The following is a 25,351-nucleotide window of genomic DNA, read 5'->3' as shown; positions in this document are numbered from 1 at the left end:
AGAGCCAAGAGCGGTATCGCCAATGGCTCTGGATCCTGACGTTCGTCAGGATGACGGCGGTGCGGTTCAGTCCACCTTGAACAACCGCAACGGCGACTTCGCCGGCAGCGGTAGCGGGGTCAGCCACGCCGGCACCTCGTTATTCGCCATCTGCGCATAGAACCCCTTCGGGCTGCGCGCCTTGTAGTTGGTCGATTCCGCCGCGTTCGGGCACAGCAGCAGCATCGTCGCGCCATGCCGCTTGATGATCGCATGCGCCTGATCGGGCGTGCCGCCGAACGCATGCTGCACGTCGAGGATCGCATCGCCGTTGCGGTGATACGGCCCCGCCACCGCGTCGTGATGCGTGATCGTGATCAGCCGCGGCCCCATGTCGACGAAGGTGAACACGGTCTGCGCAGGGTATTTGTTCAGCGCGAGCAGCACGGTCGTCCGCAGGCAATTGCCGGTCGCCATGTTGACGCGCTTCTCATACGGCTTCGGCCGGTCGATCGGGAAATACTGGATCACCATCCCGGCAAACAGACCCGACACGATCAGGAACGCACCGACCGTCCCCAGCACGCGGACCGCCACCGACCGGTTGCCGAGCAGCCGCGGCAGGATCAGCCACCCGAGCGCGGTCGCCCCCGGAATCGCCAGCAACTGCGCCGCCGGTCCGGCGCGAACCTGCCACAGCAGCATCGCGCAGGCGAACGCCGTGAACAGCGCGACTGCCGCCCAGCCAACGGCCCGGTCGTCGCGACGCGCACGCCAGGCGGCAAGGATCGCCCCGATCAGCCCGATGATCGGTAGCGTCGCCAGCGCGAACCCGACGCGGAAACTATGCTTGTAGATCGGCTTGGCCTCGCGGACATTGTCCAGCCAGTTGCGTTGCAGCTCGGGCGAAATCCCCTCAGGCCGCCCCAGGCATTGCGGGAACACCAGCGCAAAGCCCGCAACGATCGCCGCACCCGCAACAACCGCCAGCGCCAGCCGAGCGCCCCGCGACGCCGGACCGAAACGCGCCAGCAGGAACAGCAGCATCCCCGCCGCGATCATCACGCTCAGCCATACCGGCGTCAGCGCATCGCAGCGCATCGCCTGGTTGGCGTTCGACGCGAACAGCGCGAACCCCAGCGTGCTGCCGCCGCCGAGCGTCAGCGCATAGATAGACAGCCGCTCGGCCTCCGACCGATCCCACACCCAGCGCAGCGCGATGATCGCCCCCGCCATCGCCGCATAGGGCAACAGCTCGAGCCCGATCGACAGCGACACCGCGCTGGCGAGCCCGACCATCGCGCCACCGCGACGCCCGTTCGTATCGCACAGCCCCGCCACCGTCAGGCTCAGCATGGCGAGCTGCCAGCCGTGATGATCGATCCGTTCGGGCATGAACATCAGCATCGTGCCCGTCGCGCCGACCATGATCACGACCGCGAGGGGCCACGCGTAAGGGCTGATCAGCCGCCGTACGGTCGCGCCGATGCCCAGCATCGCGATCGACAGCGGCAGCAACGGCGCGATCCCGCAGGCGAGCCGCTCCGCCCAGCTGTTGCTGGTGAAGAGGCGGAAGAACAGGATCAGCCCGGCGATCGGCAGGTCGACGATGCGGCTCCAGTGGATATCGAACCCGACCGGCGGGTTCATCCGATAGTTGCGCAGATCGTACCAGCCCTGGCCGTCCAGGAGCGCACGGACCTGCATCAGCCGCATGTTGTCGTCGGTATCGCCGAGCGACAGCCAGCGGATCTGGCCCCAGCGATCGAACATCGACCACGCCGCCACCGCCACCCAGGCGAGCAGCGTCAACGCGATCCAATGCCGATCGAGTTCGTCCAGCAACGTCCGCCGCTGAAGTGGTGCCTGATCCAAAACGCTTTCCTCCAGCCCGCACGCACTCTAGATGCGCGGGCGTATCTCAAGCGTCGCTCTATCGCGGTGTCCGTAAAGAACAAGGCACCGGCGCGATCGCCGGAGGGTAAAGAACAAGGCGGGCATGCAGGCGATTTGGCGACAGATGGAGCAGATGCGGGCGAGCGGCGTGCTCGGCCAGCTCGTGCGCTTCGGAATCGCCGGCGGGATTTCCAGCGTGGTGTATTCGCTCGTCTACCTGCCGCTGACCGCGTATGTCTTTCCGCCACGTCAGGCGGTGGCGGCGGTGCCGTTCGCCTTCGTGGTCGCCGTCGTGGTCGGATTCTTCCTGCACAGCCGCTGGAGCTTCAAGGGGCACGCCAAGGAGCCGGGCGCCGGGCGGCATGTGAAGTTCGTGATCGTCCAGGGTGCGGGTCTGGCGCTCAACGCGCTGATCACGTGGGTCGGCACCGCGGTGTTCCACCTGCACCCGTGGATCCCGCTCATCCCCGCCGTGCTGCTCGCGGCGATCGTGAGTTTCGTGCTCAACCGTCTCTGGGTTTTCAACTGATGCTGCCAACGAACTGGACGACTTACTGATGGACCGCATCGTCTACGACCGGATGGCCGCCCACGACTCCACCCACTGGTGGTACCGCGCGCGCCGCGACATCCTCGCCGATTACCTGACCCGCTACGGCGCGTTGCCGAAGGATGCGAAGATCCTCGAGATCGGCTGCGGCACCGGCCACAACCTGCCGATGCTCGCCGCGTTCGGCAGCATCGACGCGATCGAGATCGATCCCGCCGCGCGCGAGATCGCCAGCGAGCGCCTCGGCAAGCCGGTCGGCGCGGCCCCCTTGCCCGAACTCCCCGGCGTACCCCGCGCGCATTACGACCTGATCGCAGTGCTCGATGTGGTCGAGCATATCGAGGACGACGTCGCCGCGCTGAAGGCGATGGCGGATTGCCTCGCGCCCGGCGGCAAGATCCTGATCGCGGTCCCCGCGCACCAGTGGATGTGGAGCGCGCACGACACCGTGAACCACCATCACCGCCGCTATTCGAAGGCCACGCTCAAGGCAGCGATCGAGACGGCGGGCCTGAAGCCCGAAAAGCTCGGCTATTTCAACTCGCTGTTGTTCCCGTTGGCGGCGGCGGCCCGGATCGCCGGCCGCCTTTCGGGCCGCGACGACAGCGACGATTCACCCCCGCCGAAGCTAGTAAATGCGCTTTTCGAGAAGATCTTCCGGCTTGAGCGGCATCTGGTGGGGCGTATGCCGATGACGCTTGGTGTTTCGATCGTGACGTTGGCGGTGCCGCGATAAGCCTTCGATCCTCCCCTTGAAGGGGAGGTGTCGCGTAGCGACGGAGGGGTGTCTCCCTATCGAGGGCGGGTCACCCCTCCGTCAGCGCTATGCGCTGCCACCTCCCCTGCAAGGGGAGGATTGGCGGTAAATTCCGTGCGTCGGGGGTGAAGCACCACCCCGGCGAAGGCCGAGGCCCAGTTGGGGAACGTCGCTAACTTCGGGTGCGGTTCGTTACTGCGACCTTTCCAACTGGGCCCCGGCTTTCGCCGGGGTGGTGTGATCGCCGGGATGTGATGGTTGGATAGGCAATGGTTATTCAGGGCGGACGGGAAGGGAGCCGTCAGGTAACCGCACCACGTCCACCGGCTCCGCGCGGAACCCCAAGGTCGCCTTCCCCTGGATCGGCCCCGCCACATCCGCGACGATATACAGCGGCCGGCGCTTCGACTCGACGTACAGCCGCCCGAGATATTCCCCGATCATCCCCAGCACGAACATCTGCACCGCGCCCAGGAACACCGTCACGAGCATCGTCGAGGTCCAGCCCTGCACCGCGCTGCCCGACAGCCAGCCGATCGCGATGTAGACGAACAGGAGCAGCGACACGCCGGTCAGCGCGAGTCCTGCATGGCTCGCGAAGCGCAACGGTGCGGTCGAAAAACCGGTGACCGCGTCGAACGCGAGCCGGATCATCTTTGCCAGCGGGTAGTTCGTCTCGCCCGCCAGCCGCTCGGCGCGGTCGTAGGGGAACGGCACCTGGCGGAAGCCGATCCACGCGACCATCCCGCGGATGAAGCGCGCCTGCTCGGGAAGCGACAGGAATGCATCCAGCGCGCGCCGGCTCATCAGGCGGAAGTCGCCGGTGTCGAGCGGGATCGGTGTCTCGGTCATCCGGGTCAGCAGGCGGTAGAAGGCGGCAGCGGTCGCCTTCTTGAACACCGTCTCGCCCGCGCGCTGGCGGCGCACCGCATACACCACGTCCGCCTGGCTCGCCGCCATCGCCGCGCGCATGTCGGACAGGAGTTCGGGGGGATCCTGGAGATCGGCGTCGATGATCAGGATCTGCTCGCCTGCGCACAGGTCCAGGCCGGCGGTCAGGGCGAGCTGGTGGCCGTGGTTGCGCGACAGGTTGATAGCGACCAGCCGCGGGTCGGCGGCGGCGAGGCGTTGCATCACGCCCCAGCTGTCGTCGCGCGAGCCATCGTTGATCAGGACGATCTCGTAATCGTCGCCGACCGCGACCTTGGCCGCGCCGGAAATGCGCGCGTGGAGGATGTCGAGGCACGATGCCTCGTTATAGCAGGGCACGACGATCGAAAGGGACGGACGGTTCATCGCCCCCGTCTAGCGTCCGCCGCGCCCGCCGTCATCGACAGAAGTTTCTACACCCGCTCCACGGTATGCACCGCATCGGCCGCACGCAGTCCGGCCATCAGCCGCATCAGCTGCTGCACGTCGTGCACCTCGACGTCGATCTCGTTGGTGTGGAAGCTCTTGTCGCGCGTATCGAGTCGCAGGTTGATGATGTTCGCCTTGTGCCCGCCGATGATCGTCGAGACGATGCCGAGCGAGCCCGGCTCGTTCTTCACCATCACCGAAATCCGCGCGACCGCACCCTCCGTCGCATCGCCCCATGCGACATCGACCCAGTCGGTCTCGTTCTCCGAGCGCTCGGCGAGTTCCCCCAGCACGCGGCAGTCGATCGCATGCACCTCGATTCCGGCGTCCGGCCGCCGCAGGCCGACGATGCGGTCGCCCGGCACCGGGTGACAGCATGTCGCGAGATCATAGGCGACGCCTGGGGTCAGCCCCTTGATCGAGATTGCACTCGATTGCGGCGCCAGCGCATGCATGACGTCCGCGCCGCCGGAACCGGGCATCAGCGCCTCCATCACCGCGGCGTCCGACAGCGTTCGCCGCGCGATCGCGACCATCAGCGACGCGTCGTCGGGCAGTTTCAGCCGCTTCAATGCCAGCGTCAGCGCATCCGCTCCGATCTGCGCGGGCAGCCGCGTGACGATGTCGTCGTACAGGGTCTGGCCGAGCGCGATCTGCTCGACCCGCTCCTTGTGGCGCAGATGCCGGCGGATCGCGGCGAGTGCCTTGCCGGTTGTCGCGACGTTCAGCCATTGCGGCTGCGGCGACTGGCCCTTCGAGCGCAGGATCTGTACCTGGTCGCCATTCTCGATCACCGTCGACAGCGGCACCACCCGGCCGTTGACCTTTGCGCCGACCGCCTGGTCGCCGAGATCTGTGTGTACCGCGTAGGCGAAGTCGATCGAGGTCGCGCCCTTGGGCAGCTGGATCAGCTCGCCCTTCGGCGTGAACGCGAAGATGCGATCGGTGTACATCGCCATTCGTGTATGCTCGAGGAGCTCCTCGGGGCTCTCCGCCGTGTCGAGGATTTCGACGAGGTCGCGAATCCAGCTGACCTGCCGGTCGCTGCCGTTGATCTGTTGCTTGTACGCCCAGTGCGCTGCGAGGCCGAATTCGGCCTGCGCGTGCATGTCGGCGGTGCGGATCTGGATCTCGATCCGCGCGCTGTCGGCGTGGATCACCGAGGTGTGGAGCGAGCGATAGCCGTTGCGCTTGGGCGTCGAAATATAATCCTTGAACCGCCCCGGGACCATCGGCCAGCGCTGGTGGATGATCCCGAGCGTCCGGTAGCAATCCTCCTCGGTCGGGACGATTGCGCGGAACGCCATCACGTCGGACAGTTGTTCGAAGCTGATGTGTCGCTCGGACATCTTTCGGAAGATCGAATAGGGATGTTTCTCGCGGCCCGAGATGTCCGCCTCGACCCCAGCGCGCGACAGGACCAGCTTCAGCCCGGACGCGATCTTGGCGATGCGGTCGCCGTCGCCCTTTTTCAGCTGTTCGAGGCGGCGGTTGATCGATTCCGACGCTTCGGGCTCGAGCTGTTCGAACGCCAGCGACTGCATCTCGCGCATGAACTCGTACATGCCGATCCGCTCGGCGAGCGGCGCGTAGATGTCCATCGTCTCCTTGGCGATGCGACGGCGCTTCTCGGGCTTGGCGATATGGTGCAGCGTCCGCATGTTGTGCAGGCGGTCGGCAAGCTTGACCAGCAGCACGCGGATGTCGTCGGACATCGCGAGCAGGAACTTGCGCAGGTTTTCCGCAGCGCGCTCGTTCTCGGTCTGCGCCTCGATCTTCGAAAGCTTCGTCACGCCGTCGACCAGCCGCGCGACCGAGGCGCCGAACAGCCGCTCGATCTCCTCGGGCGTCGCGACCGTATCCTCGATGGTGTCGTGGAGGATCGCGGTGGCGATCGTCTCGGCATCGAGGTGAAGGTCGGTGAGGATGCCCGCCACCTCGATCGGATGGCTGAAATACGGGTCGCCGGACGCGCGCTTCTGGCTCCCGTGCGCCTGCATCGAGAACACATAGGCGCGGTTCAATAGCGCCTCATCGGCGTTGGGATCGTAGTCGAGGACGCGATCGACCAGTTCATATTGGCGCAGCACGGCGCCTTGATGGGGCCGGAATGCGCCCTTTTGCAACAAGTTCCTCGTTATTTCGCGTGTGCGTTGCAGGTTGCGAGCGTCTCGGCGTCATAGGGTTTGCCGGCGACCGCGAAACTGGTGAGTGTCCCGACCCGCTTGGCGACCGCGGCGCACAGGATCACGTCGCGCTGTGGCGCCTTGCTCGACACGAACGCAGCGTTTTCCCAGCGCCACGGCGTGCCGTTGGTGATCAGCCGCGTGCTTGTCGGCGCGACCGCGGGAACCGCGACATAATAGTTGATCGGGGTCTGGGCCGATGCCGGAAGCGCGGCGATGCTGGTCGGCAGGGCGATTGCAGCGAGCGACAGCGCGCGGGTCAGGTAGGACATCGACAGACTCCTCAGAAAGGTTTCTGATTGATACCTATCATATTAGTTTCGAGTTGCAACTTAAAACATTCGTCGTCTCGCGAGCGGGCGTTTCGCCAGTCGGATTTATGCGGTAGAGTCTCTGTCCAATACGGAGGACGCCATGGGCAAGTTGCGCGAACCCCTGCTGGAATGCAGCCTTCCCGCCGCGCTGGAAGCGATGGGCGAGCGCTGGTCGTTCCTCATCCTGCGCGCGTCGTTCAACGGCCTGCATCATTTCGAGGAGTTCCAGTCGGAACTCGGCATTGCGCGGAACATCCTCGCGAACCGGCTCGCGCGGCTGGTCGAGCACGGCATCCTCGCGCGCCAGCCTATCCCGGAGGATCGGCGCAAGATCGCTTATGGTCTGACCGACAAGGGGTTCGCGCTGCTGCCGACGATGATCGCGCTTAGGCAATGGGGCGAGCGGTGGGAGACGTGCGTGCCGGCGTTCCCGATCCTGGTCGACGCGCGCGATCGACGGCCATTGCAGCCGGTTTCGGTGCGGTCGCATGATGGGCGCGTGCTGGGGAAGGGCGACCTGATCTGGGCGCTGCCTGGGGATGTTGCCGAGGATGGCGTGGCGGCTGAGGCGGCGGAGTAAAGCCTCACTCTGTCATCCTGACGAAAGTCAGGATGACGGAGGTGGTGTCAGGATGACAATTGCAATGCTTCCAACACCTCACGGATCGCGTCCGGCAGGGGCACGGGGCGCCCCGTCTCAAGATCTACGTGGACGCTGACCATAGTGATCACCGTATGCAGTTCGCCCGTTTCCGCATGCGCGAGTTCGAAGCGTTTCGTCAGGCTCGTCGTGCCGAGCTTCTCGATCCGCACGAACGTCTCCACCGTATCCCCGAGGCGGAACGGCTTGAGGTAATCGATCTCGGTCCGGCGGACGTTGAACTCGGTGGTCGGCCAGACATCCGGTAGCGCCTCGGCGATCCCGGTCCATTCCCAGAACTCGGTGACCGCGACGTCGGCATATTCGAGATAGCGGGAGTTGAAGACGATCTTCTGCCCGTCGATCTCGGCATAGCGCACGCGGAGTCGCGTGGAGAAGGCGAAGCCGGGCCGCATGTCAGAAGATCAGCTTCACGCCAACCAGCGCCAGCACGGTCGCGAGCACCGGCACCAGCACGCGGTCGGAGACGCGCGTGGCGATCAGGCTGCCGACGATAATGCCGGGGATCGAGCCGATCAGCAGAGACACCAGCAAGTCGACGTCGACCGAGCCGAGGATCCAGTGGCCGATCCCGCCGAGCAACGTCAGCGGCACCGCATGCGCGATGTCCGAACCGACCAGCCGGTTGATCGGGAGGGTGGGGTAGAGAATCAGGAGGGCGGTCATGCCGAGTGCGCCGGCGCCGACCGATGTCAGCGAGACGAGCACGCCGAGCACCGCGCCGAGCAGGATCGTCAGCATCGCCTGGCGCTCGCCGCCGACGGTGCCCACGCGGGGGGTCAGCCACGCGACGATCTTGCCGCGAAAGAAGGTCGCGACTGCCGACAGGATCAGCGTCACGCCGAGCACGACGGTAATCGCGTGGCCGGTGTCGGACGATTTCTCGCCGAGATGGTTGAGCACGAGCAACGTCGCGATCGCCGCAGGGACGCTGCCGGTCGCGAGCCGGCGCACCACGCTCCAGTCGACCGTGCCGCGCCAGCCATGCACCGTCGTGCCTACCGTCTTGGTCGCCGACGCGTAGAGCAGGTCGGTGCCGACTGCGGTGGCGGGGTGGAAGCCGAAGACTAGTACCAGCAATGGCGTCATCAGCGATCCGCCGCCGACACCCGTCAGCCCGACGATGAGGCCGACGAGTACGCCGGCCACCGAATATAACGGATTGATATCCACGCCGGTGAGGGTCAGCCGGCGCCGCGCGCGGGCGTGTTGACGCCCATGCTCGCGAGGTATTTCTTCACGTTGCGCGCCGCTTGGCGGAGCCGCTGTTCGTTCTCGACCATCGCGATCCTCACATAGCCCTCGCCGTTTTCCCCGTAGCCGACACCTGGGGCAACGGCGACGTGCGCGTGAGTCAGCAATTGTTTGGTGAACTCAAGGCTACCTAAGTGCGCGAGGGCGGGAGGCAGCGGTGCCCAGGCGAACATGCTCGCGCGAGGGCTCGGGATATCCCAGCCAGCGCGGCCGAAGCTCTCGACCAGTACGTCGCGGCGCTTGTGATAAAGCTGGCGGTTGCGCTCGACGATGTCCTGCGGGCCGTTGAGCGCGGCGCAGGCAGCGGCCTGGATCGGCGTGAACGCGCCGTAATCGAGATACGATTTCACCCGCGTCATCGCCGCGATCAGCGTCTTGTTGCCGACCCCGAAGCCCATCCGCCAGCCGGCCATCGAATAGGTCTTGCTGAGCGAGGTGAACTCGATCGCGACGTCCTTCGCGCCCGGCACCTGGAGGATCGAGGGCGTCGGCTTGCCGTCATAGTAGAGCTCCGAATAGGCGAGGTCGGAGATCACCCACAGCTTGTGCTTCTTCGCGAACGCGACGACGCGCTCGTAGAAGGCGAGGTCGACGACTTCGGCGGTCGGGTTCGACGGATAGCCCATCACCAGCACCGATGGCGCGGGGACGGTGAACGCCATCGCGCGCTCGAGGCTCTCGAAATACGCCTCGTCGGGCGTGGTCGGGACCGCACGGATCGTCGCGCCGGCGATGATGAAGCCGAAGGTGTGGATCGGATAGGACGGGTTTGGCGCGAGCACGACGTCGCCGGGCGCGGTGATCGCGGTGGCGAGACTCGCGAGGCCTTCCTTCGAGCCCATCGTGACGACGACTTCGGTCTCAGGATCGACGTCGACGCCGAAGCGGCGGCCGTAATAGTTCGCCTGTGCTTTCCGCAGGCCTGGGATGCCCTTCGACTGCGAATAGCCGTGCGCGCTCGGCTTGCGCGCGACTTCGACGAGCTTCTCGATGACGTGCTCGGGGGGCGGCAGGTCGGGATTGCCCATGCCGAGATCGATGATGTCCTCCCCGCCCGCGCGCGCCGCCGCCCGCATCGCGTTCACTTCGGCGATGACATAGGGGGGCAAGCGTTTGATGCGGTAGAAGTCTTCGGACATGATCGGCCTCATGCTGGAGGAGCGGGTGCTGTACCGCAGGTGAGGGGAGGCGTCATCCGCCTCATTCGTCGCGGCTGCGAAAGCTGGGGTATTCGGGCTGGAGGCAGACGAGCGACGCCACACATCCTCCGTCATCCTGACGAAAGTCAGGACCCAGGGTTACGGGCGTTGGCGTTTGTGGCTCTGGGTCCTGACTTTCGTCAGGATGACGGGAGGGATGGTGCAGGCAGCGGGCTTGTCGAGCGTCGTCCTTCCGCTTGGCCGATACCTGCGGTAAGCTCCGGAAAAAGCAGAGGACGTCATGGCCGAAACTCCTCCTACTCCGAGCCTGCCCGATCTCCAGCACTGGACCTGGGTGATGGGTCGTGCGCAGCAGATGATGATGGAGCAGGGGCTCGCGGCGATGCAGCCCAAGCCCGAGGCGATCCCGGCGATCCCGGGTTTCACCGACCCCGCCACGCTGGAGCGCGCGCGCGATTTCTGGACCGAGAGCCTGACGCTGTGGCAGCGCTTCCTCGATCCCGCCAAGGTGCCCGAACCCGCGCCCGTCACCGACAAGCGGTTTAAGGCGCCGCAGTGGCGCGAACCGGTATTCGATCTGATCCGGCAGAGTTATCAGCTGATCGGCTACCATATGCTCCGCGGGGTCGAGGCGATCGACGGGCTCGACCCTCGCCAAAAGGAGCAGTTGCGGTTCGCAACCAAGGGGTTCGTCGATGCGATGAGCCCGACCAATTTCGCGCTGACCAACCCGCAGGTGATCGAGAAGACGATCGAGACGCGCGGCGAGAATCTGCTCAAAGGTCTGCAGAACATGATGGCGGATCTTGCCCGCGGGCAGGTGACGCATACCCCCGACGGCGCGTTCGAGCTCGGCCGCAACCTGGCGATGACACCGGGCAAGGTGGTCAAACGCACGCCGCTCTACGAGCTGATCCAGTACAGCCCGACCACCGACAAGGTGCTGGCGACGCCGCTGGTCATCTTCCCGCCGTGGATAAACCGGTTCTACATCCTCGACCTGACGCCCGAGAAGAGCTTCATCCGCTGGGCGGTCGAGCAGGGCATCACGGTGTTCATGGTGTCGTGGAAATCGGCCGACGCGAGCATGAAGGACATCGTCTGGGACGATTATATCGCCGCGCAGATCGACGCGATCGATACGGTGCGGACTGCGCTGAAGGTGCCGGCGGTGCACACGATCGGGTACTGCGTGGCGGGCACGACGCTGGCGGCGACGCTCGCGCTGCTGGCGGCGCGCGGCGAGGCGGAAAAGGTGGCGAGCGCGACGTTCTTCACAGCCCAGGTCGATTTCGCGCAGGCTGGCGAGCTGCAGCATTTCATCGACGACGAGCAGCTGAAGATGGTCGCGTCGCTGTCGCCCGAGGGGTTCCTCGACGGGCGGTACATGGCGACGACGTTCAATTTGCTGCGCGGGCGTGACCTGATCTGGAACTACGTCACGCAGAATTATCTGCTGGGGCAGGATTACGTGCCGTTCGACCTGCTTCACTGGAACGGCGACACCACCAACCTGCCAGCGAAATGGCATCTGAGCTATCTGACCGATCTCTACCGCGACAATCTGCTGGTCACGGGCACGATGACGGTGGACGGTACGCCGATCGATCTCACCAAGGTGACGACGCCCGCTTACGTCCAAGCAGGTCGCGAGGATCATATCGCGCCGGCCGAGAGCGTGTGGAAGCTGACCCAGCTGTTCGCGGGACCGCTGAAGTTCGTGCTGGCGGGATCGGGCCACATCGCCGGAGTCGTGAACCCGCCGGCGGCGGGCAAGTATCAGTTTTGGACCAATCCCTCGGCGCATACGACGCTCGAGGACTTCGTTGCGGGGGCGACCGAGACCAAGGGAAGCTGGTGGCCGGACTGGGTCGAATGGGTCCGCGCGATCGATCCGAAAACCGTTGCAGTCAAAGGGGTTAGGTGTCCGGGCAGGGGGTCCCTCGCGGTGCTCGGCGATGCGCCTGGCGAGTACGTCAAAAGCCGGTAGCGCTCCCTTCCGTTAACGTCATGGTGCAGTGCACAATTTCGTTGTGCGACGCCGCGAATCGTGTATCAGGGACCACGACATAACTCCGAAGAGAGGTGCGTGGATGGTGGATATCGTGAAACGGACGGCCAAGGCCGGTTCGAAGCCTGTCGCCACCGCGAAGGCTCGTCGGACCGTCGCCAAGCCGGCAAAACCGGCACCCAGGCCGGTCGCCAAGACGCCGGCGATCGACACACCTCCCGCGGCTGCTTTTGTATCGCCGCAACCAGAGACTCCCGCCCCGAATCTGGCGACTGCGCCAACGGGGATCCCAGCTAGCGAAACGAAGGACGCCACGATGGACACGATCCAGAGCATCACCGAAAAGACCAAGGCCCTGTTCACCAACGGGTTCAGCGGCACCACGACCAGCGAGTTCAGCGAGCAGGCCAAGGGCGCGATGGAGAAGTCGGCGAAGATGGTCGAGGACGTGACCGCATTCGGCAAGGGCAACGTCGAGGCGCTGGTTGAATCGTCGAAGATCGCCGCAAAGAACGTCGAAGCGCTCGGCCAGGAAGTCGCCGACTATGCGAAGACCTCGTTCGAGAGCGCGACCGAAGCCGCCAAGACGCTCGCCGCCGCCAAGTCGCCGGCCGAGTTCATGAAGTTGCAGAGCGATTATGCGCGCACCGCGTTCGACACGATGATCGCCGAGGGTTCGCGCTCGACCGAGCGGATGCTCAAGATGTTCGGCGAGTTCGCCCAGCCGATCTCGAACCGCGTCGCGGTCGCCAAGGACGCGATGAAGATCCCGGCCTGAGCCGATCTGGCGTTGCCTGTAGGCAGCGTCACTTTTTTGAGTAACGCGTAGGGAAAGGGGTGGTCGTCGCGAGACGGCTGCCCCTTTTTACGTTTGCGCTTTTCGCGTGCGTTGGCGGGGCGCCCCCTTGCCCTTGCCCCCGGTGATGCCATATTTTGGCAGCATGCTTTTGACCCTAGACACAACGACTCCCGAGCGGATGGCCGAGCGCCGAGATGACGGCGGTGAAGACGGTAATGGTGGCACCGGCGCGGGTGTCGCGACAAAGACCCGCGCCAAGACCAAACAGCCGACGCCCTACCGCGTGCTGATGCTCAACGACGACTACACGCCGATGGAGTTCGTGGTCCTGTGTCTCCAGCGCTTCTTCCGCATGGATATGGAGGCCGCGACGCGTGTGATGCTCCACGTCCACCAGAAGGGTGTCGGCGTGTGCGGGACGTTCAGCTACGAGGTCGCCGAGACCAAGGTGTCGCAGGTCATGGACTTCGCGCAGCAGAACCAGCACCCATTGCAGTGCACGCTCGAAAAGGCCTGATACCTGTGCCTTACCGAGCGGGCGGCAACCAGCGCAGGTCGAGCCCGTCGAACCGGTCGATATAATTCGCCGCCTGCGCCAGCATCGTCTCGTTGAGCAAAGACACGCGACCCGCCTCGCGTCGGATCAACCCATCCTCTTCCAATTGGCGCAGCATCCGGTTGACGTGCACCGCGGTCAGCCCGGTCGCGTCGCCGATCTCCTCCTGCGTCAGACCGAGCGTAAAACTGTTCTGCATCGCCTGATCGCGGACGCGTAACCGGTTGCGCATCTCGATCAGCAGCGCGGCGATCCGCGCCTTGGCCGACGTCCGGCCTAGTGCTGCCAGACGATCGGTCAACGCGACCTTCTCCATCTGATTCATCACCATGATGATCGCCGATAGCCGCGGGTGATCGGTAACCAGTGCGGTCATCGCCGATCGGTCGAAGGCGCAGACGGTGCAGTCGGTCAGCGCGACCACCGTCTCGGGCGAATCGCGATACACCAGCGCTGACACGGCGACCATGTCACCCGCATAGAGAAACCGAAGGATCTGGCGCGATCCGTCGTCGAGCAGCACATAGCTCATCGCCATGCCGCGCTGGAGGATGAACAGTTCGCTTTGCGGGTCGTTCTCCCGCAGCAGTACGGCACCGCGGCGCAGCTCACGCGGACGCTCCTCGAACCGCGCGAGTGCGGCCCTTTCATTCACCGACAAGTCGATGAGATCGCCGACGCGGTCGGCGAAGCAGCTGTCCGGCACTCTGTAAAGGTCCCCCATGTTCGAGACCCCACAGAGCAAAGCTATGATTCCCGCGCATTAAAGTCGATCAAGCGGGGGTGTAAGGGTCGCGCTGAGGCGCGGGTTGGCGATCCTACGATGCGGGCTGTCCGTCGTTACGAGGCGTCCGGGGCCCTTGCGCAGAACGCCAGCCGCGATAGACACCCGGGATGGACCGTATTCTCATTCGCGGCGGCAATCGCCTGTCCGGGCGCCTGCCCATTTCCGGTGCGAAGAACGCCGCGCTCACGCTGATGCCTTGCGCGCTGCTGACCGAAGAACCGTTGACGCTGCGCAACCTGCCGCGCCTCGCGGACGTCGACGGCTTCGGGCATCTGCTTAACCAGCTTGGTGCATCGACCGCGATCCAGGGCACGCGGCCCGAGGATTTCGGCCGGGTGATGACGATCCGCGCGGGCAATCTGACCTCGACCGAGGCGCCCTACGATATCGTCCGCAAGATGCGCGCCTCGATCCTCGTGCTCGGGCCGCTGCTCGGGCGCGGCGGCGAGGCGACGGTGTCGCTGCCGGGCGGCTGTGCGATCGGCAACCGTCCGATCGACCTCCATCTGCGCGCACTCGAGGCGATCGGTGCCGAACTCGAGATGGCGGCCGGCTATGTGAAGGCGACAGCGCCGGGCGGGCGCCTGCCGGGCGGACGCTACCGCTTCCCGATCGTGTCGGTAGGCGCGACCGAGAACGTCATCATGGCGGCGGTGCTCGCCAAGGGCACGTCGATAATCGAGAACGCCGCGCGCGAGCCCGAGATCGTCGACCTGTGTAACTGCCTGGTCGCGATGGGCGCGTCGATCGACGGGATCGGCACCGAGACGCTGACGATCGAAGGCCGCGACCGGCTGCACGGCGCGACTTATGCAGTGATGCCCGACCGGATCGAGGCGGGCAGTTATGCGTGCGCGGCGGCGATCACCGGCGGCGACCTGGAACTGATCGGCGTGGCGATGCCGGACATGGGCGCAACCTTCGATGCGCTGGTCGAGGCGGGCGTCTCGGTGACGCCGACCAAGGATGGCGTCCGCGTCGCATCGGGCGGCGTGCTCAAGCCGCTGACGCTGTCGACTGCGCCCTATCCCGGCTTCGCCACCGACATGCAGGCGCAGTTCATGGCAATGCTGTGCAAGGCGGACGGCGCCAGCGTGCTGACCGAGACGATCTTCGAGAATCGCTACATGCATGTGCCGGAACTGGCGCGGATGGGCGCCGATATCCAGGTACGCGGGCGGACAGCGGTGGTGCGCGGCGTCGACAAGCTGGTCGGCGCGCCGGTGATGGCGACCGATCTGCGCGCATCGATGAGCTTGATTTTGGCCGGGCTGGCGGCGGACGGCGAGACGTCGGTCGGTCGCGTGTATCACTTGGACCGCGGGTATGAGCGGCTTGAGGAAAAGCTGAGCGCGGTCGGCGCGGATATCGAGCGCGCTAGCGACGGGTGATTATGCGGGGTAGCCCTCTCCCCTCCGGGGAGAGGGTTGGGTGAGGGGTAGCCACGGGCGACAGCGTTTGAAACTGCCCCTCACCCCGACTCTCTCCCCGAAGGGGAGAGGGAGGAGGTTGCCGGGCGTTTTGCGGTGGCGTCCTTGTTCAGCGCGGACGCTGTGGCTCTGGTCCAGCACGCTTCCTCGTTCCCCCGCGAACGCGGGGCCCAGGATCAAGCAAGACCGTCCTTGGTAGCCCGGTAGACATCTACCCAGCGCCGCCGGCAAGGCCGCCGTCGGACGGGTTCGGCCTAGCCGACCCGCCGGCCGTGCCGGGCGCTGCCCGCTTTGCTTCGCTCGCGGGCATTGGCGCGGACGTTGCCGCGCCTGCGCCCGTCAGTACATGTGCTGACCGCCATTGATGCTCAGCGTAGACCCGGTAACGAACCCACCCTCTTCCGAGCACAGAAACGCAACGCCACGGGCGATCTCGGTAGCCTGTCCCAACCGCCCGACCGGGATCTTGGCCACGATCTTCTCCAAAACGTCGGCCGGCACCGCCGCCACCATGTCCGTATCGATATACCCCGGCGCGATCGCGTTCACCGTCACGCCCGCGCGCGCGCCCTCCTGCGCCAAGGCCTTGGTGAACCCGTGGATGCCGGACTTCGCCGCGGCATAGTTCACCTGGCCGTACTGCCCGGCCTGTCCGTTGATCGAGCCGATGTTGACGATCCGCCCCCATTTGCGCGTCCGCATGCCCGGGAACACCGCCTTGGCCATGTTGAAACACCCGCCGAGATTGGTGTCGATCACCTCTTTCCAATCCTGGTATGTCATCTTCAGGATGGTGCCGTCACGGGTAATGCCGGCGTTGTTGACGACGATATCGACGTCGCCCAGCTCAGCGCCGACCTGCGCGCAACCCGCCTGGCATGCGTCGTAATCGGCCACGTCCCACTTGTATGCGGCGATGCCCGTGCGCTCGGTAAACTCCTTCGCGCGTGCGTCGTTGCCGGCGTAGGTTGCGGCGACGGTCAGGCCCATGTCCTGGAGCGCCAGGCTGATCGCCTCGCCGATGCCACGCGTACCACCCGTTACAATTGCGACGCGTGCCATCAGTCTCTCTCCTCGTAGATTTTGAGCGAGGTTAACTTGGGCGTATCCATCCTTCAAGCTCGCGCGCCAAAATGCTGCGCAGCATTTCGACGCCGACGGGGCTGTCGTTGAGGCATGGCAAATAGGCGAAATGCGTGCCGCCCGCCTCCTCAAAGCTCTCGCGACCGCGGATCGACAGCTCTTCGAGCGTCTCGAGACAGTCGGCCGAGAAGCCGGGCGCGAAGATCGCGATCTTGGTCTTGCCGGCCTTGGCGAGCGCGACGAGCGTCTCGTCGGTCGCGGGCCCGAGCCACTTCTGCGGCCCGAATCGCGACTGGAATGCGATCGTCAGCTCGCGACCCATCCGTTCGCCGAGCAACCGCGCGGTCTTCTGGCAATGGCAGTGATAGGGATCGCCCTGCTGCAACGTCCGCTTCGGCATGCCGTGGAAGCTTGCGACAATAGCGTCAGGCGTGAAATCGAGCGCCGCGAGGCCCGCTTCGAGCGACTCCTTCAACGCATCGATATAGAGCGCGTCGTCATAATACGGCGGCAAAGTCCGGATCGCCGGCTGCCAGCGCAGGCCAGCGAGATGCTTGAACGCCTTGTCGTTCGCGGTCGCGGTCGTCGCTGCGCAATATTGCGGGTAGAGCGGCGCGAGCAGGATGCGCTCGCAGCCCGCCGCCTTCATCGCCGTCAGACGGTCGGCGATCGAGGGATTGCCGTAGCGCATCGCCCAGTCGACCAGTACCTCGGGCCCGAACGCGTCCTTCAACGCGGCTGCCTGCAACCGGGTGATCGCGGCGAGTGGCGAGCCATCCTCGCGCCAGACCTGCGCATAGGCGTGTGCCGACTTCTTCGGCCGCGTATTCAGGATGATACCGCGCAATATCGGCTGCCACGCGATCTGCGGAATTTCGACGACGCGGCCATCGGACAGGAACTCGCCGAGATAGCGCTTCACCGATTTCGCATCGGGGCCATCGGGCGTGCCGAGGTTCATCAGCAAAACGCCGATACGCGGCTTGGGGATCGGCGGATGATCGGGGGGCAAGGTCATGATGCTGGTCTTAAAGGCAAATGACGGATGCGAAAGCCCGTTGACGCGAAGAGCGCGTTGGCGATCGCCGGTGCGACCGCGGGAACGCCGAGTTCGCCGACCCCGCCGGGCGCGTCCTCGCTGTGGATGAGTTCGACGGTGATGTCGGGCGTGTCGGCCAGCCGGGGCAATGCGATCGTGTCGAAACCGCGTGCGTCGGCGAGTCCGCGGGTAAATCCGGTCGACGCGCCGACTGCTGATGCCATGCCGAAGATCAGCCCGCCCTCGATCTGCTGTCGGACGATATCGGGGTTGATCTGCACGCCGCAATCGACCGCGGCGACGAGGCGGTCAATCACCGGCCGTCGGTCCGCACCCATATGGGCCTCGGCCATCACCGCGATGTAGCTGCCCCGGAAGGCATGGCACGCAAGCCCCTGACCGCTGCCCGCCACGCCGCCATTCCAGCCGCCAAGCGCCGCCGCGGTCGACAGGCAGCGGGCGAGTCGCGGTTCGCCGCCGAGCATGCCGATGCGGAACGACATCGGTTCGGACTGGGCGACCCGCGCGAGTTCGTCGAGGAAGCATTCGGTGAAAAACGCGGTGTAGCCATGCGCGCCGCCGCGGAGGTGACCGGTCGGTATGCCGATCTCCGCAGGGTGATAGTCGATCGTGTAGGCCGGGATGCGATAGGCGGGCGTTGCGCCTGCCACGGCGTAGCGGTCGCCCTTCGTGCCGATCAGCGCGGCTTCGGTCGCAAGTCCCGGCATCATCCGCCGCGCTATTTCGGCGCCGGTTGCAGGCGCGGCGATGTTCGCGCTCCACCCCATGATCGCACCGTTCGGCGCGAGCCGTGCAGCCATCTTCGCACCGGCCGGCGCGCGGTATCGATCGTGCAATGATTCCTCGCCGCGCGACCAGACGAGGCTGACGGGACGCCGCAACTTCACCGCCAGCACGGCGGCCTGTTCGGCGACATCATGCTCGAGCGCAGCTCCGAACGACCCGCCGACCAGCATCGGATGCACGACGACAGCATTTTCGTTTAGGCCGGCCGCGCGAGCCGCCGCGGCGCGGGCCAGACCCGGTGCCTGGGTCGCCAGCCACAGTTCCAGTCGGCCGTTCGAAAAGGATGCGGTCGCGCTACGCGTTTCGATCGCCGCATGCAGCCCAAGACCAGCGCGATACGTTGCGGTGACGAGATTGGCACCTTGGAACGTCGCGGCGACATCGCCGGTCGACGCCATTCGCGTGCCGGGGCCAGCGAGAGCAGCGTCCAGCGCTTTGTCGATCGACGCCGAATCGGGGAGGGGGCCGGCATTCTCGAACCGCGGCGCCAACGCATCGAGTGCCTTCTGCGCCGCCCACCCCGTCGTCGCGACCGCTGCCACCCAGCGCGGGTTCTCGACCACCGACAGCACGCCTCGGATTCGATCGGCGGCGGCGCGGTCGACTTTCACCAGCCGGCCACCGACTGGCCCTTGGCGGATCGCCGCATGGACCATGTCCGCGAGCCGTACGTCGCCGGCGAAATTCGCCGAGCCATCGACCTTCGCGGGGACGTCGATCCGCGGCACCGACGTCCCCGCCAATTTGCCGGCACCCTGAATCCCGAGCGGTAGCGGATCGGGGAGCGTGAACGTCGCCGCGTCTTCGGCAAGGTCGGCAAAGCGGATGCGTTTGCCTGCATGCGTGCAGAACCCGGCATCGACATTCACCGCGGTCCAGTCGGCATCCCAGCGTTTCGCCGCCGCCATGCACAGCAGCGCACGGGCGCCGGCGCCGGCTTGGCGGCAGGCTTGTTCGAACATTCGGATCGAACTGGAGGCGCCTGTCAGCATAGGCGCGCTGGCGATACTCTTTGGCAGGCGATCGAACAGCCCCTCGAACAGGTCGTGCGTGCCGACCGGGTTGGCGTAGAGCGGGTTAAGCGGCGCGGGCTCGATGCCGACGGTGCGCCAGTCCGCGCCGAGCTCGTCCGCGACGATCTGGGGGAGGGTCGTGTAGACGCCCTGGCCGTGTTCGACCTGGGGGACGGCGACGGTTATGTGGCCGTCGGTGCCGATCTTGAGCCATGCGCCGAACGGGGTTTCGCCGGGGTTGGCGACGAGGTTCGGCGCGTAGGTTCGCGGCCAGAGACCCCAGGCGACCACCAGGCCGATCCCCGCGCCGCCGCCGACGAGTATGCTGCGCCTGCTGATCATGTCGTCGATCCCTAGTCCTTCTCCCCCTCGGGGAGAAGGTGGCGCGAAGCGTCGGATGAGGGGCGGTGGGTCTCAAGGCGCGTCCCGGAGACTCACTCCCCTCTCCCTTCCGTCGCCTACGGCTCCTCCCTCCCTCTCCCCGAAGGGGCGAGGGAAGTCAGGCCTGCGCTCGGTAGGTGGCCTTGAGCGAAACCTTATCGATCTTTTCCGTGCCGAGTCGGGGGAGCGGTTCGGTGGAAATCCAGATCCGCTGCGGTATCTTGAACGCGGCGATGTGCTGGTGAAGGAACGCGGTCAGGTCGTCCGAGGTCAGCGTTTCGCCGTCCTGAGGGACCACTACCGCGCCGGGCACTTCGCCGAATCGCTCGTCGGCCAACCCGAACACGGCAGCCTCCGCGACCGCCGGATGCTCGTACAATGCGGCCTCGACGTCCTGGCACGAGATGTTCTCGCCGCCGCGAATGATGATGTCCTTCTTGCGGTCGACGATGAACAGATAGTCGTCCTCGTCGAGATAGCCGATGTCGCCGGTCCGGAAATAGCCGTCGGACGTGAAGGCGGCGGCGGTCGCGTCGGGGCGGTTCCAATATTCCTTGAAGTTGCAGATCGAGCGTATGCACACCTCGCCGCGCTGACCCTGGTCGACCGGGTGCCCGGCATCGTCGAGGATCGCGAGGTCGACCAACGGGGCACCCGCCCGTCCGGCCGAATTGGGCTTGGCGAGGTAGTTGCTCCGCCAGTTGCCGGTGCCGACCGCGTTGGTTTCGGTCAGGCCGTAACCGATCAGCGGCGCACTTCCGCCCATCTCCGCGTCGATCCGGCGGACATGGTCGACCGGGCGCGGCGCACCGCCCGCGGCGAAATCGGTGACTGTCGACAGGTCGTACTTCGCGCGATCGGGGTGGTTGAGGATCTCGAAGCTCATGAGAGGAACGCCGACGAAATAGGTCACGCCCTCCGCTTCGATCAGCCGCATCGCCTCGCCCGCATCCCATTTCGGCATCAGCACGAGTTTCCGCCCCATCGCAAAGCTCTGGAGGAACACCGGCACTTCACCGGTGATGTGAAAGAGCGGGATCGTCAGCAGCGTGACCGGCTGCCCGACCGGGGGATTGCCCTGCGCGGTGGCGATGCCGACCATCATCATCGCCTGGCCGAGATAGTTGAAGATGCCCTGCACGATCGCACGATGCTCGGACAGCGCGCCCTTCGACTGGCCGGTCGAGCCGCTCGTAAAGAGAATCGTCGCATGATCCTCGGGGCCGAGCAACGGCAGGTCGGCGGTGTCGTCGTCTTTTGCCAAGACCTGCGCGAGAGCTTCGGCAAGCAGTCGCGAATCGTCGATTTCGACTACCGGCGCACGCAAGGCTGCGATCTGCGCGAGACGCTTCACCCGCGGCGGATCGGCGAAGACAAGTGTGCAATCGACCTCGCCGATCGCCGTTTCCAGCTCCTCCGCCTGCCACCAGCCGTTGAGCAGAGTCGCGACGCCGCCGGCCATGACGATGCCCATGTAGAGGACGATCCACGACGGCGAGTTGCGCATCGCGATCCCGACGCGGTCGCCCTTTGCGATGTCGTACCCGCTCACAAGCGCGCGTGCGACGCGTTCGGCGGCGGCATGGACTTCGCCGAACGTCAGTCGTTCGTCGCCCGAAACGATAAACACGGCGTCGCGATGCTCGTTGGCGTAATGCGCGAAATAATAGCTGAGCGCGGGCGGCGCGGCGGCGATCGTGGGCAGCGTCACACCAAACCGCTCGACCGATCCGAGCGCCAGCATGCCACCCTCAGCGGTCAGCGCCGCCATCGTCGAATCCATAGCTGCATCGAGCTCGGTCCGCATATCGCTCTCCTATTCGGCTTATCGCCCTTGGTCTTATCACTGCCGCTCTTTATGCAGGGGCGAACGCCTAGGGAAAAGCCTTTGATCCTGTCGACCATCTCTGCCGCCGTCGGCAGTCACATCCGCTTCGAGGATTTGGGGCTCCGCCCCGACGTCTTCTCGATCGGCTTCTTCACGCTGCGCTGGTACAGCCTTGCCTATATCGGCGGGATCCTGCTCGGCTGGTGGTATCTGCTCAAGCTGCTCGCGCAGCCCGGCGCACCGATGGCGCGGCGGCATGCCGACGACCTGGTGTTCTACGCGACGCTCGGCATCATCCTCGGCGGGCGGCTCGGCTATGTGATTTTCTACGCGCCCGAGATGTTCCTGCATCCGCTGCGGATCTTCCGGCTGTGGGACGGCGGCATGTCGTTCCATGGCGGCGTGATCGGGACGTCGATCGGGCTGATCCTGTTCGCGCGGAAGCACCAGCTCAACTGGCTCCGCGTGCACGATTATATTGCGTGCTGCGTACCCTTCGGCCTGTTTTTCGGACGGCTCGCGAACTTCGTCAACGGCGAGCTCTGGGGCAAGCCGACCGACGTCGCCTGGGGCATCATCTTCGAGCGCACCGTGCCGTTCGGCATGGTCGAGCCGGCGCGTCACCCAAGCCAGCTTTACGAGGCGGGGCTGGAGGGCATTCTGCTGTTCGCGCTGCTCTGGTTCGCGTTCTGGAAGACCAAGGCGCGCTATGACCCGGGCAAGCTCGTCGGTCTGTTCGTGCTCGGCTACGGCCTGGCGCGGTTCACGGCCGAGTTCTTCCGCGAACCCGATTCGCAGCTGCGCGCCTTTGCCGAGCATACCGGGCTGCACATGGGGCAGTGGCTGTGCGTGCCGATGATTCTTGGCGGCGCCTATCTGGTGGCGACCTCGGCCAAGCGTCGGGTGCGGGTCGAGCCGATCGCGGGGACGGCGAGCGTCGCCTGACTCCCCTCCCGCTTGCGGGAGGGGTTGGGGGAGGGCATGGCCGCAAATGTCATGGCCAAAGATAATCCAGTCCCTCCCCTAACCCCTCCCGCAAGCGGAAGGGGAATCGACACCGCCCTTCCCGAACGGCTTGCTCGAGCAATCGCGCTCGCAGGCCCGATCCCCGTCGCGCAGTATATGGCCGCCGCCAACGCGCACTATTACGCGACGCGCGATCCCTTGGGAGCGGGCGGCGACTTCACCACTGCGCCCGAGATCAGCCAGATGTTCGGCGAACTCATTGGCCTGTGGTGTGCCGACCTGTGGGACCGCGCCGGTCGCCCGGATGCAGCGTGGGTCGAACTCGGCCCGGGTCGTGGGACGCTCGCCGCCGACGCCGCGCGGGCGATGGCGAAGGCTGGGCTCACGCCCCCCATGCATTTCGTCGAAACGAGTCCCGCCCTCCGCAAGGCGCAAACCGAACGTGTCCCCGCCGCGATCTGGCACGATACGATCGACACGCTTCCGACCGATCGCCCGCTGATCGCCGTGGCCAACGAGTTCTTCGATGCGCTGCCGATCCGCCAGTTGGTGAAGCGCGAGGAGTGGCACGAACGCCTCGTTGCTGCGCAGGACCTGCTGTTCCTGCCGATCGCGGGCAAGCCGCTGCCCGCCGCGGTGATCCCGGAACCGTTTCGCGATGCGCCGGCCGGCTCGATCCTCGAAACCTCGCCCGCGGCCGTGACGATCGTCCGCGGCCTCGCCCAGCGAATCGCCACGCAGGGCGGCGCGCTGATCGCGATCGATTACGGCTATGAAGGCCCTGCGCTCGGCGACAGTCTGCAGGCGGTGCGCGGCCACGCGTTCGCCAACCCGTTCGAGGCGCCCGGCGAGCACGACCTCACCGCGCATGTCGACTTCACCACGCTCGCCGCCGCCGCGCAGACCGAGGGCGCGGTCGCGTGGGGGCCGGTCACGCAGCGCGATTTGCTCGGTGCGCTCGGGATCGATTCGCGGACATCCGCGCTCGCCAAGGGGGCGCCCGCGCGGGCGGAAGCACTGGCTGCCGATCGGAGGAGGTTGATGGACGAGATGGGAACACTCTTCAAAGCGCTGGCGATCACTGCGCCGTCCTGGCCGACCCCGGCGGCGTTTTCGGGTGCGGGCGCATGATCGCCTATCGCGATGCCATCCCGGCGGACGGACCCGAACTCGCCGCGATGGCGAAGCGCTCGTTCACCGACACGTTCGGCACGCTGTACCGCCCCGAAGACCTCGCCGTTTTCCTCGACCAGACGTTCGGCGAGACGGGACTGCCGGCTCAGCTGTTCGACCCCGCCTATACGGTGCGGGTCGGGGTAGACGAGGCTGGGGCGATCGTCGGATTCGCCAAGCTCGGGCCGGTGGCGTTTCCGGGTGACTGGCCTGCTACGGCAATCGAACTTCACCAGCTTTACGTGCGCGGCGACCAGCACGGGGCCGGCGTCGGTCCTGCGTTGATGGATTGGGCGATCGATACCGCGCGGGCGGACGCAAGGACGGAGATGATCCTCAGCGTGTATGTGGACAACCACCGGGCGCGCCGGTTCTACGAGCGGTACGGGTTCGTCGAGATCGGTCGGTATGTGTTCATGGTTGGGGAGCAGCCCGATGATGACCGGATTATGAAGCTCGTATTGTGATGATTCAGTATCACCCCGGCGAAGGCCGGGGCCCATTTGGGGAGGTTGCGGTAACGATGCTCAGCGCTTTTTCGGTAGCGTTTCCCAATTGGGCCCCGGCCTTCGCCGGGCTGGATGGATGGGTGAGGTGGTCGCTGTGACCATCGACATCATCCGCGCGAAGGCGCTCGGCGACATCCCGCACGGCTTTCTCGGTCGTCGCGGGGGCGTCTCGACCGGTGCCTATACGAGCCTCAATGTCGGCATCGGCTCGGACGATAGCCCCCCAAACATCGCCGAAAATCGCCGCCTCGCCAGCGAAGCGGTCCTACCGGGCGCACGCCTAGTTGGTCTCTATCAGGTTCATTCCGCCGACGCGGTGACGGTGATCGAACCGTTCGACGACGCTCTCCGCCCGCACGCCGATGCGCTGGTCACCAACCGACCCGGCCTCGCGCTCGGCATCCTCACCGCGGATTGCGCACCGGTCTTGTTCGCCGATGCGCAAGCCGGCGTCGTTGCCGCCGCGCATGCCGGCTGGAAGGGCGCGCTCGGCGGCGTGACCGATGCGACGATCCTCGCGATGGAAGCGATCGGCGCGCACCGCGGCCGGATCGTCGCCGCGGTCGGGCCGTGCATCGCGCGCGCCAGTTACGAGGTGGACGACGCCTTCATCCGCCGGTTCTGCGAGGCGGATCCGGAAAACGAACGCTTCTTCGCCGATGGCCGGGTCGACCATTACCAGTTCGATCTCGAAGCCTATGTCGTCAGCCGTCTGGCAGTCGCCGGGATCGGCCGGATCGAGGCGCTCGGGCTCGATACCTACACCGACGCGGATCGCTTCTTCAGCTATCGCCGCGCGACCCATCGCAGCGAGCCCTCTTACGGTCGCCAGATCAGCATCATCGGCCTGTAA

General features: G+C 65.8%; 23 protein-coding genes. 11 read left to right on the top strand and 12 right to left on the bottom strand.

The window, feature by feature from the left end; genetic code table 11:
* Nucleotides 1–66 precede the first annotated feature (66 nt).
* Nucleotides 67–1,854: an AcrB/AcrD/AcrF family protein gene (locus ACLBWL_RS00855; protein ID WP_447789379.1), complete on the bottom strand. Its 1,788-nt coding sequence runs from the start codon at nt 1,852–1,854 to the stop codon at nt 67–69.
* A 124-nt stretch (nt 1,855–1,978) separates the two neighbouring features.
* Here ACLBWL_RS00855 and ACLBWL_RS00850 point away from each other — a divergent pair, with 124 nt between their 5' ends.
* Both ACLBWL_RS00850 and ACLBWL_RS00845 read left to right on the top strand, forming a co-directional pair.
* Complete coding sequence (locus tag ACLBWL_RS00850) at nt 1,979–2,404, top strand: GtrA family protein (protein ID WP_447789377.1); 426 nt, start codon at nt 1,979–1,981, stop codon at nt 2,402–2,404.
* 28 nt (nt 2,405–2,432) lie between these two features.
* A complete protein-coding gene (locus tag ACLBWL_RS00845; RefSeq protein WP_447789375.1) occupies nt 2,433–3,161 on the top strand; it encodes a class I SAM-dependent methyltransferase in 729 nt (242 codons plus the stop codon).
* 294 nt (nt 3,162–3,455) lie between these two features.
* Here ACLBWL_RS00845 and ACLBWL_RS00840 read toward each other — a convergent pair whose 3' ends face one another.
* The 3 genes from ACLBWL_RS00840 to ACLBWL_RS00830 are packed head-to-tail and all read right to left on the bottom strand — an operon-like array spanning nt 3,456 to nt 6,999.
* Nucleotides 3,456–4,478: a glycosyltransferase family 2 protein gene (locus ACLBWL_RS00840; protein WP_447789373.1), complete on the bottom strand. Its 1,023-nt coding sequence runs from the start codon at nt 4,476–4,478 to the stop codon at nt 3,456–3,458.
* Nucleotides 4,479–4,525: 47 nt separating this feature from the next.
* Nucleotides 4,526–6,631: a RelA/SpoT family protein gene (locus ACLBWL_RS00835; protein ID WP_447789372.1), complete on the bottom strand. Its 2,106-nt coding sequence runs from the start codon at nt 6,629–6,631 to the stop codon at nt 4,526–4,528.
* A gap of 47 nt (nt 6,632–6,678) precedes the next feature.
* Nucleotides 6,679–6,999 carry a CC_3452 family protein gene (locus tag ACLBWL_RS00830; RefSeq protein WP_447789370.1) on the bottom strand — a complete coding sequence of 107 codons (321 nt, stop codon included), beginning with the start codon at nt 6,997–6,999 and terminating at the stop codon, nt 6,679–6,681.
* Nucleotides 7,000–7,141: 142 nt separating this feature from the next.
* On the opposite strand from ACLBWL_RS00830, the gene ACLBWL_RS00825 reads away from it, so the two are divergent.
* Entirely contained in the window at nt 7,142–7,621 is a 480-nt protein-coding gene (locus ACLBWL_RS00825) for a winged helix-turn-helix transcriptional regulator (RefSeq protein WP_447789368.1), read from the top strand.
* Nucleotides 7,622–7,668: 47 nt separating this feature from the next.
* Here ACLBWL_RS00825 and ACLBWL_RS00820 read toward each other — a convergent pair whose 3' ends face one another.
* From ACLBWL_RS00820 to ACLBWL_RS00810, 3 genes are read right to left on the bottom strand one after another with little or no spacing between them, the layout of a single operon-like run.
* Entirely contained in the window at nt 7,669–8,097 is a 429-nt protein-coding gene (locus ACLBWL_RS00820) for an acyl-CoA thioesterase (protein WP_447789366.1), read from the bottom strand.
* Nucleotide 8,098: 1 nt separating this feature from the next.
* Nucleotides 8,099–8,875: a sulfite exporter TauE/SafE family protein gene (locus ACLBWL_RS00815; protein WP_447789364.1), complete on the bottom strand. Its 777-nt coding sequence runs from the start codon at nt 8,873–8,875 to the stop codon at nt 8,099–8,101.
* Between the two features lie 11 nt (nt 8,876–8,886).
* Nucleotides 8,887–10,095, bottom strand: a complete 1,209-nt coding sequence (locus tag ACLBWL_RS00810; protein ID WP_447789362.1) for an LL-diaminopimelate aminotransferase — start codon at nt 10,093–10,095, stop codon at nt 8,887–8,889.
* A gap of 301 nt (nt 10,096–10,396) precedes the next feature.
* On the opposite strand from ACLBWL_RS00810, the gene ACLBWL_RS00805 reads away from it, so the two are divergent.
* From ACLBWL_RS00805 to clpS, 3 genes are all read left to right on the top strand, one after another.
* Nucleotides 10,397–12,106, top strand: a complete 1,710-nt coding sequence (locus ACLBWL_RS00805) for a PHA/PHB synthase family protein (protein ID WP_447789360.1) — start codon at nt 10,397–10,399, stop codon at nt 12,104–12,106.
* A gap of 337 nt (nt 12,107–12,443) precedes the next feature.
* On the top strand, nt 12,444–12,905 hold the full coding sequence (locus tag ACLBWL_RS00800; protein WP_447789358.1) for a phasin family protein: 462 nt from the start codon (nt 12,444–12,446) through the stop codon (nt 12,903–12,905).
* Nucleotides 12,906–13,104: 199 nt separating this feature from the next.
* Nucleotides 13,105–13,443 (top strand): ATP-dependent Clp protease adapter ClpS, encoded by a 339-nt coding sequence (clpS, locus tag ACLBWL_RS00795; protein ID WP_447791925.1) that lies wholly within the window; start codon nt 13,105–13,107, stop codon nt 13,441–13,443.
* 10 nt (nt 13,444–13,453) lie between these two features.
* Here the strand turns inward: clpS and ACLBWL_RS00790 are convergent, their stop codons facing one another.
* Nucleotides 13,454–14,188 carry a Crp/Fnr family transcriptional regulator gene (locus tag ACLBWL_RS00790; protein ID WP_447789356.1) on the bottom strand — a complete coding sequence of 245 codons (735 nt, stop codon included), beginning with the start codon at nt 14,186–14,188 and terminating at the stop codon, nt 13,454–13,456.
* A gap of 188 nt (nt 14,189–14,376) precedes the next feature.
* On the opposite strand from ACLBWL_RS00790, the gene murA reads away from it, so the two are divergent.
* A complete protein-coding gene (murA, locus tag ACLBWL_RS00785) occupies nt 14,377–15,660 on the top strand; it encodes a UDP-N-acetylglucosamine 1-carboxyvinyltransferase (protein WP_447789354.1) in 1,284 nt (427 codons plus the stop codon).
* Between the two features lie 378 nt (nt 15,661–16,038).
* Here the strand turns inward: murA and phbB are convergent, their stop codons facing one another.
* From phbB to ACLBWL_RS00765, 4 genes are all read right to left on the bottom strand, one after another.
* Nucleotides 16,039–16,761 carry an acetoacetyl-CoA reductase gene (gene phbB / locus ACLBWL_RS00780; protein ID WP_447789352.1) on the bottom strand — a complete coding sequence of 241 codons (723 nt, stop codon included), beginning with the start codon at nt 16,759–16,761 and terminating at the stop codon, nt 16,039–16,041.
* Between the two features lie 31 nt (nt 16,762–16,792).
* Nucleotides 16,793–17,800, bottom strand: coding sequence for a ferrochelatase (hemH, locus tag ACLBWL_RS00775; protein ID WP_447789350.1), 1,008 nt, complete (start codon nt 17,798–17,800; stop codon nt 16,793–16,795).
* Entirely contained in the window at nt 17,797–19,983 is a 2,187-nt protein-coding gene (locus ACLBWL_RS00770; RefSeq protein ID WP_447789348.1) for a molybdopterin cofactor-binding domain-containing protein, read from the bottom strand. The genes hemH and ACLBWL_RS00770 overlap by 4 nt, the downstream gene beginning before the upstream one ends.
* Before the next feature lie 157 nt (nt 19,984–20,140).
* Nucleotides 20,141–21,829 (bottom strand): class I adenylate-forming enzyme family protein, encoded by a 1,689-nt coding sequence (locus ACLBWL_RS00765; RefSeq protein WP_447789347.1) that lies wholly within the window; start codon nt 21,827–21,829, stop codon nt 20,141–20,143.
* A 51-nt stretch (nt 21,830–21,880) separates the two neighbouring features.
* Between ACLBWL_RS00765 and lgt the strand changes: the two genes are divergently transcribed.
* The 4 genes from lgt (at nt 21,881) to pgeF (ending at nt 25,351) form a co-directional block, all read left to right on the top strand.
* A complete protein-coding gene (gene lgt, locus ACLBWL_RS00760) occupies nt 21,881–22,795 on the top strand; it encodes a prolipoprotein diacylglyceryl transferase (RefSeq protein ID WP_447789345.1) in 915 nt (304 codons plus the stop codon).
* Nucleotides 22,796–22,846: 51 nt separating this feature from the next.
* Entirely contained in the window at nt 22,847–23,947 is a 1,101-nt protein-coding gene (locus tag ACLBWL_RS00755) for a class I SAM-dependent methyltransferase (protein ID WP_447789343.1), read from the top strand.
* The gene (locus ACLBWL_RS00750; protein ID WP_447789341.1) at nt 23,944–24,456 is read left to right on the top strand and encodes an N-acetyltransferase family protein; all 513 of its coding nucleotides are present in this window, start codon (nt 23,944–23,946) and stop codon (nt 24,454–24,456) included. The genes ACLBWL_RS00755 and ACLBWL_RS00750 overlap by 4 nt, the downstream gene beginning before the upstream one ends.
* 136 nt (nt 24,457–24,592) lie before the next feature.
* Complete coding sequence (pgeF, locus tag ACLBWL_RS00745) at nt 24,593–25,351, top strand: peptidoglycan editing factor PgeF (RefSeq protein WP_447789340.1); 759 nt, start codon at nt 24,593–24,595, stop codon at nt 25,349–25,351.

The sequence above is a fragment of the Sphingomonas sp. M1A8_2b genome, from assembly GCF_053345535.1.
The sequence above is the reverse complement of the archived record's forward strand: the minus strand, read 5'-3'. Positions and strand labels throughout refer to the sequence as shown.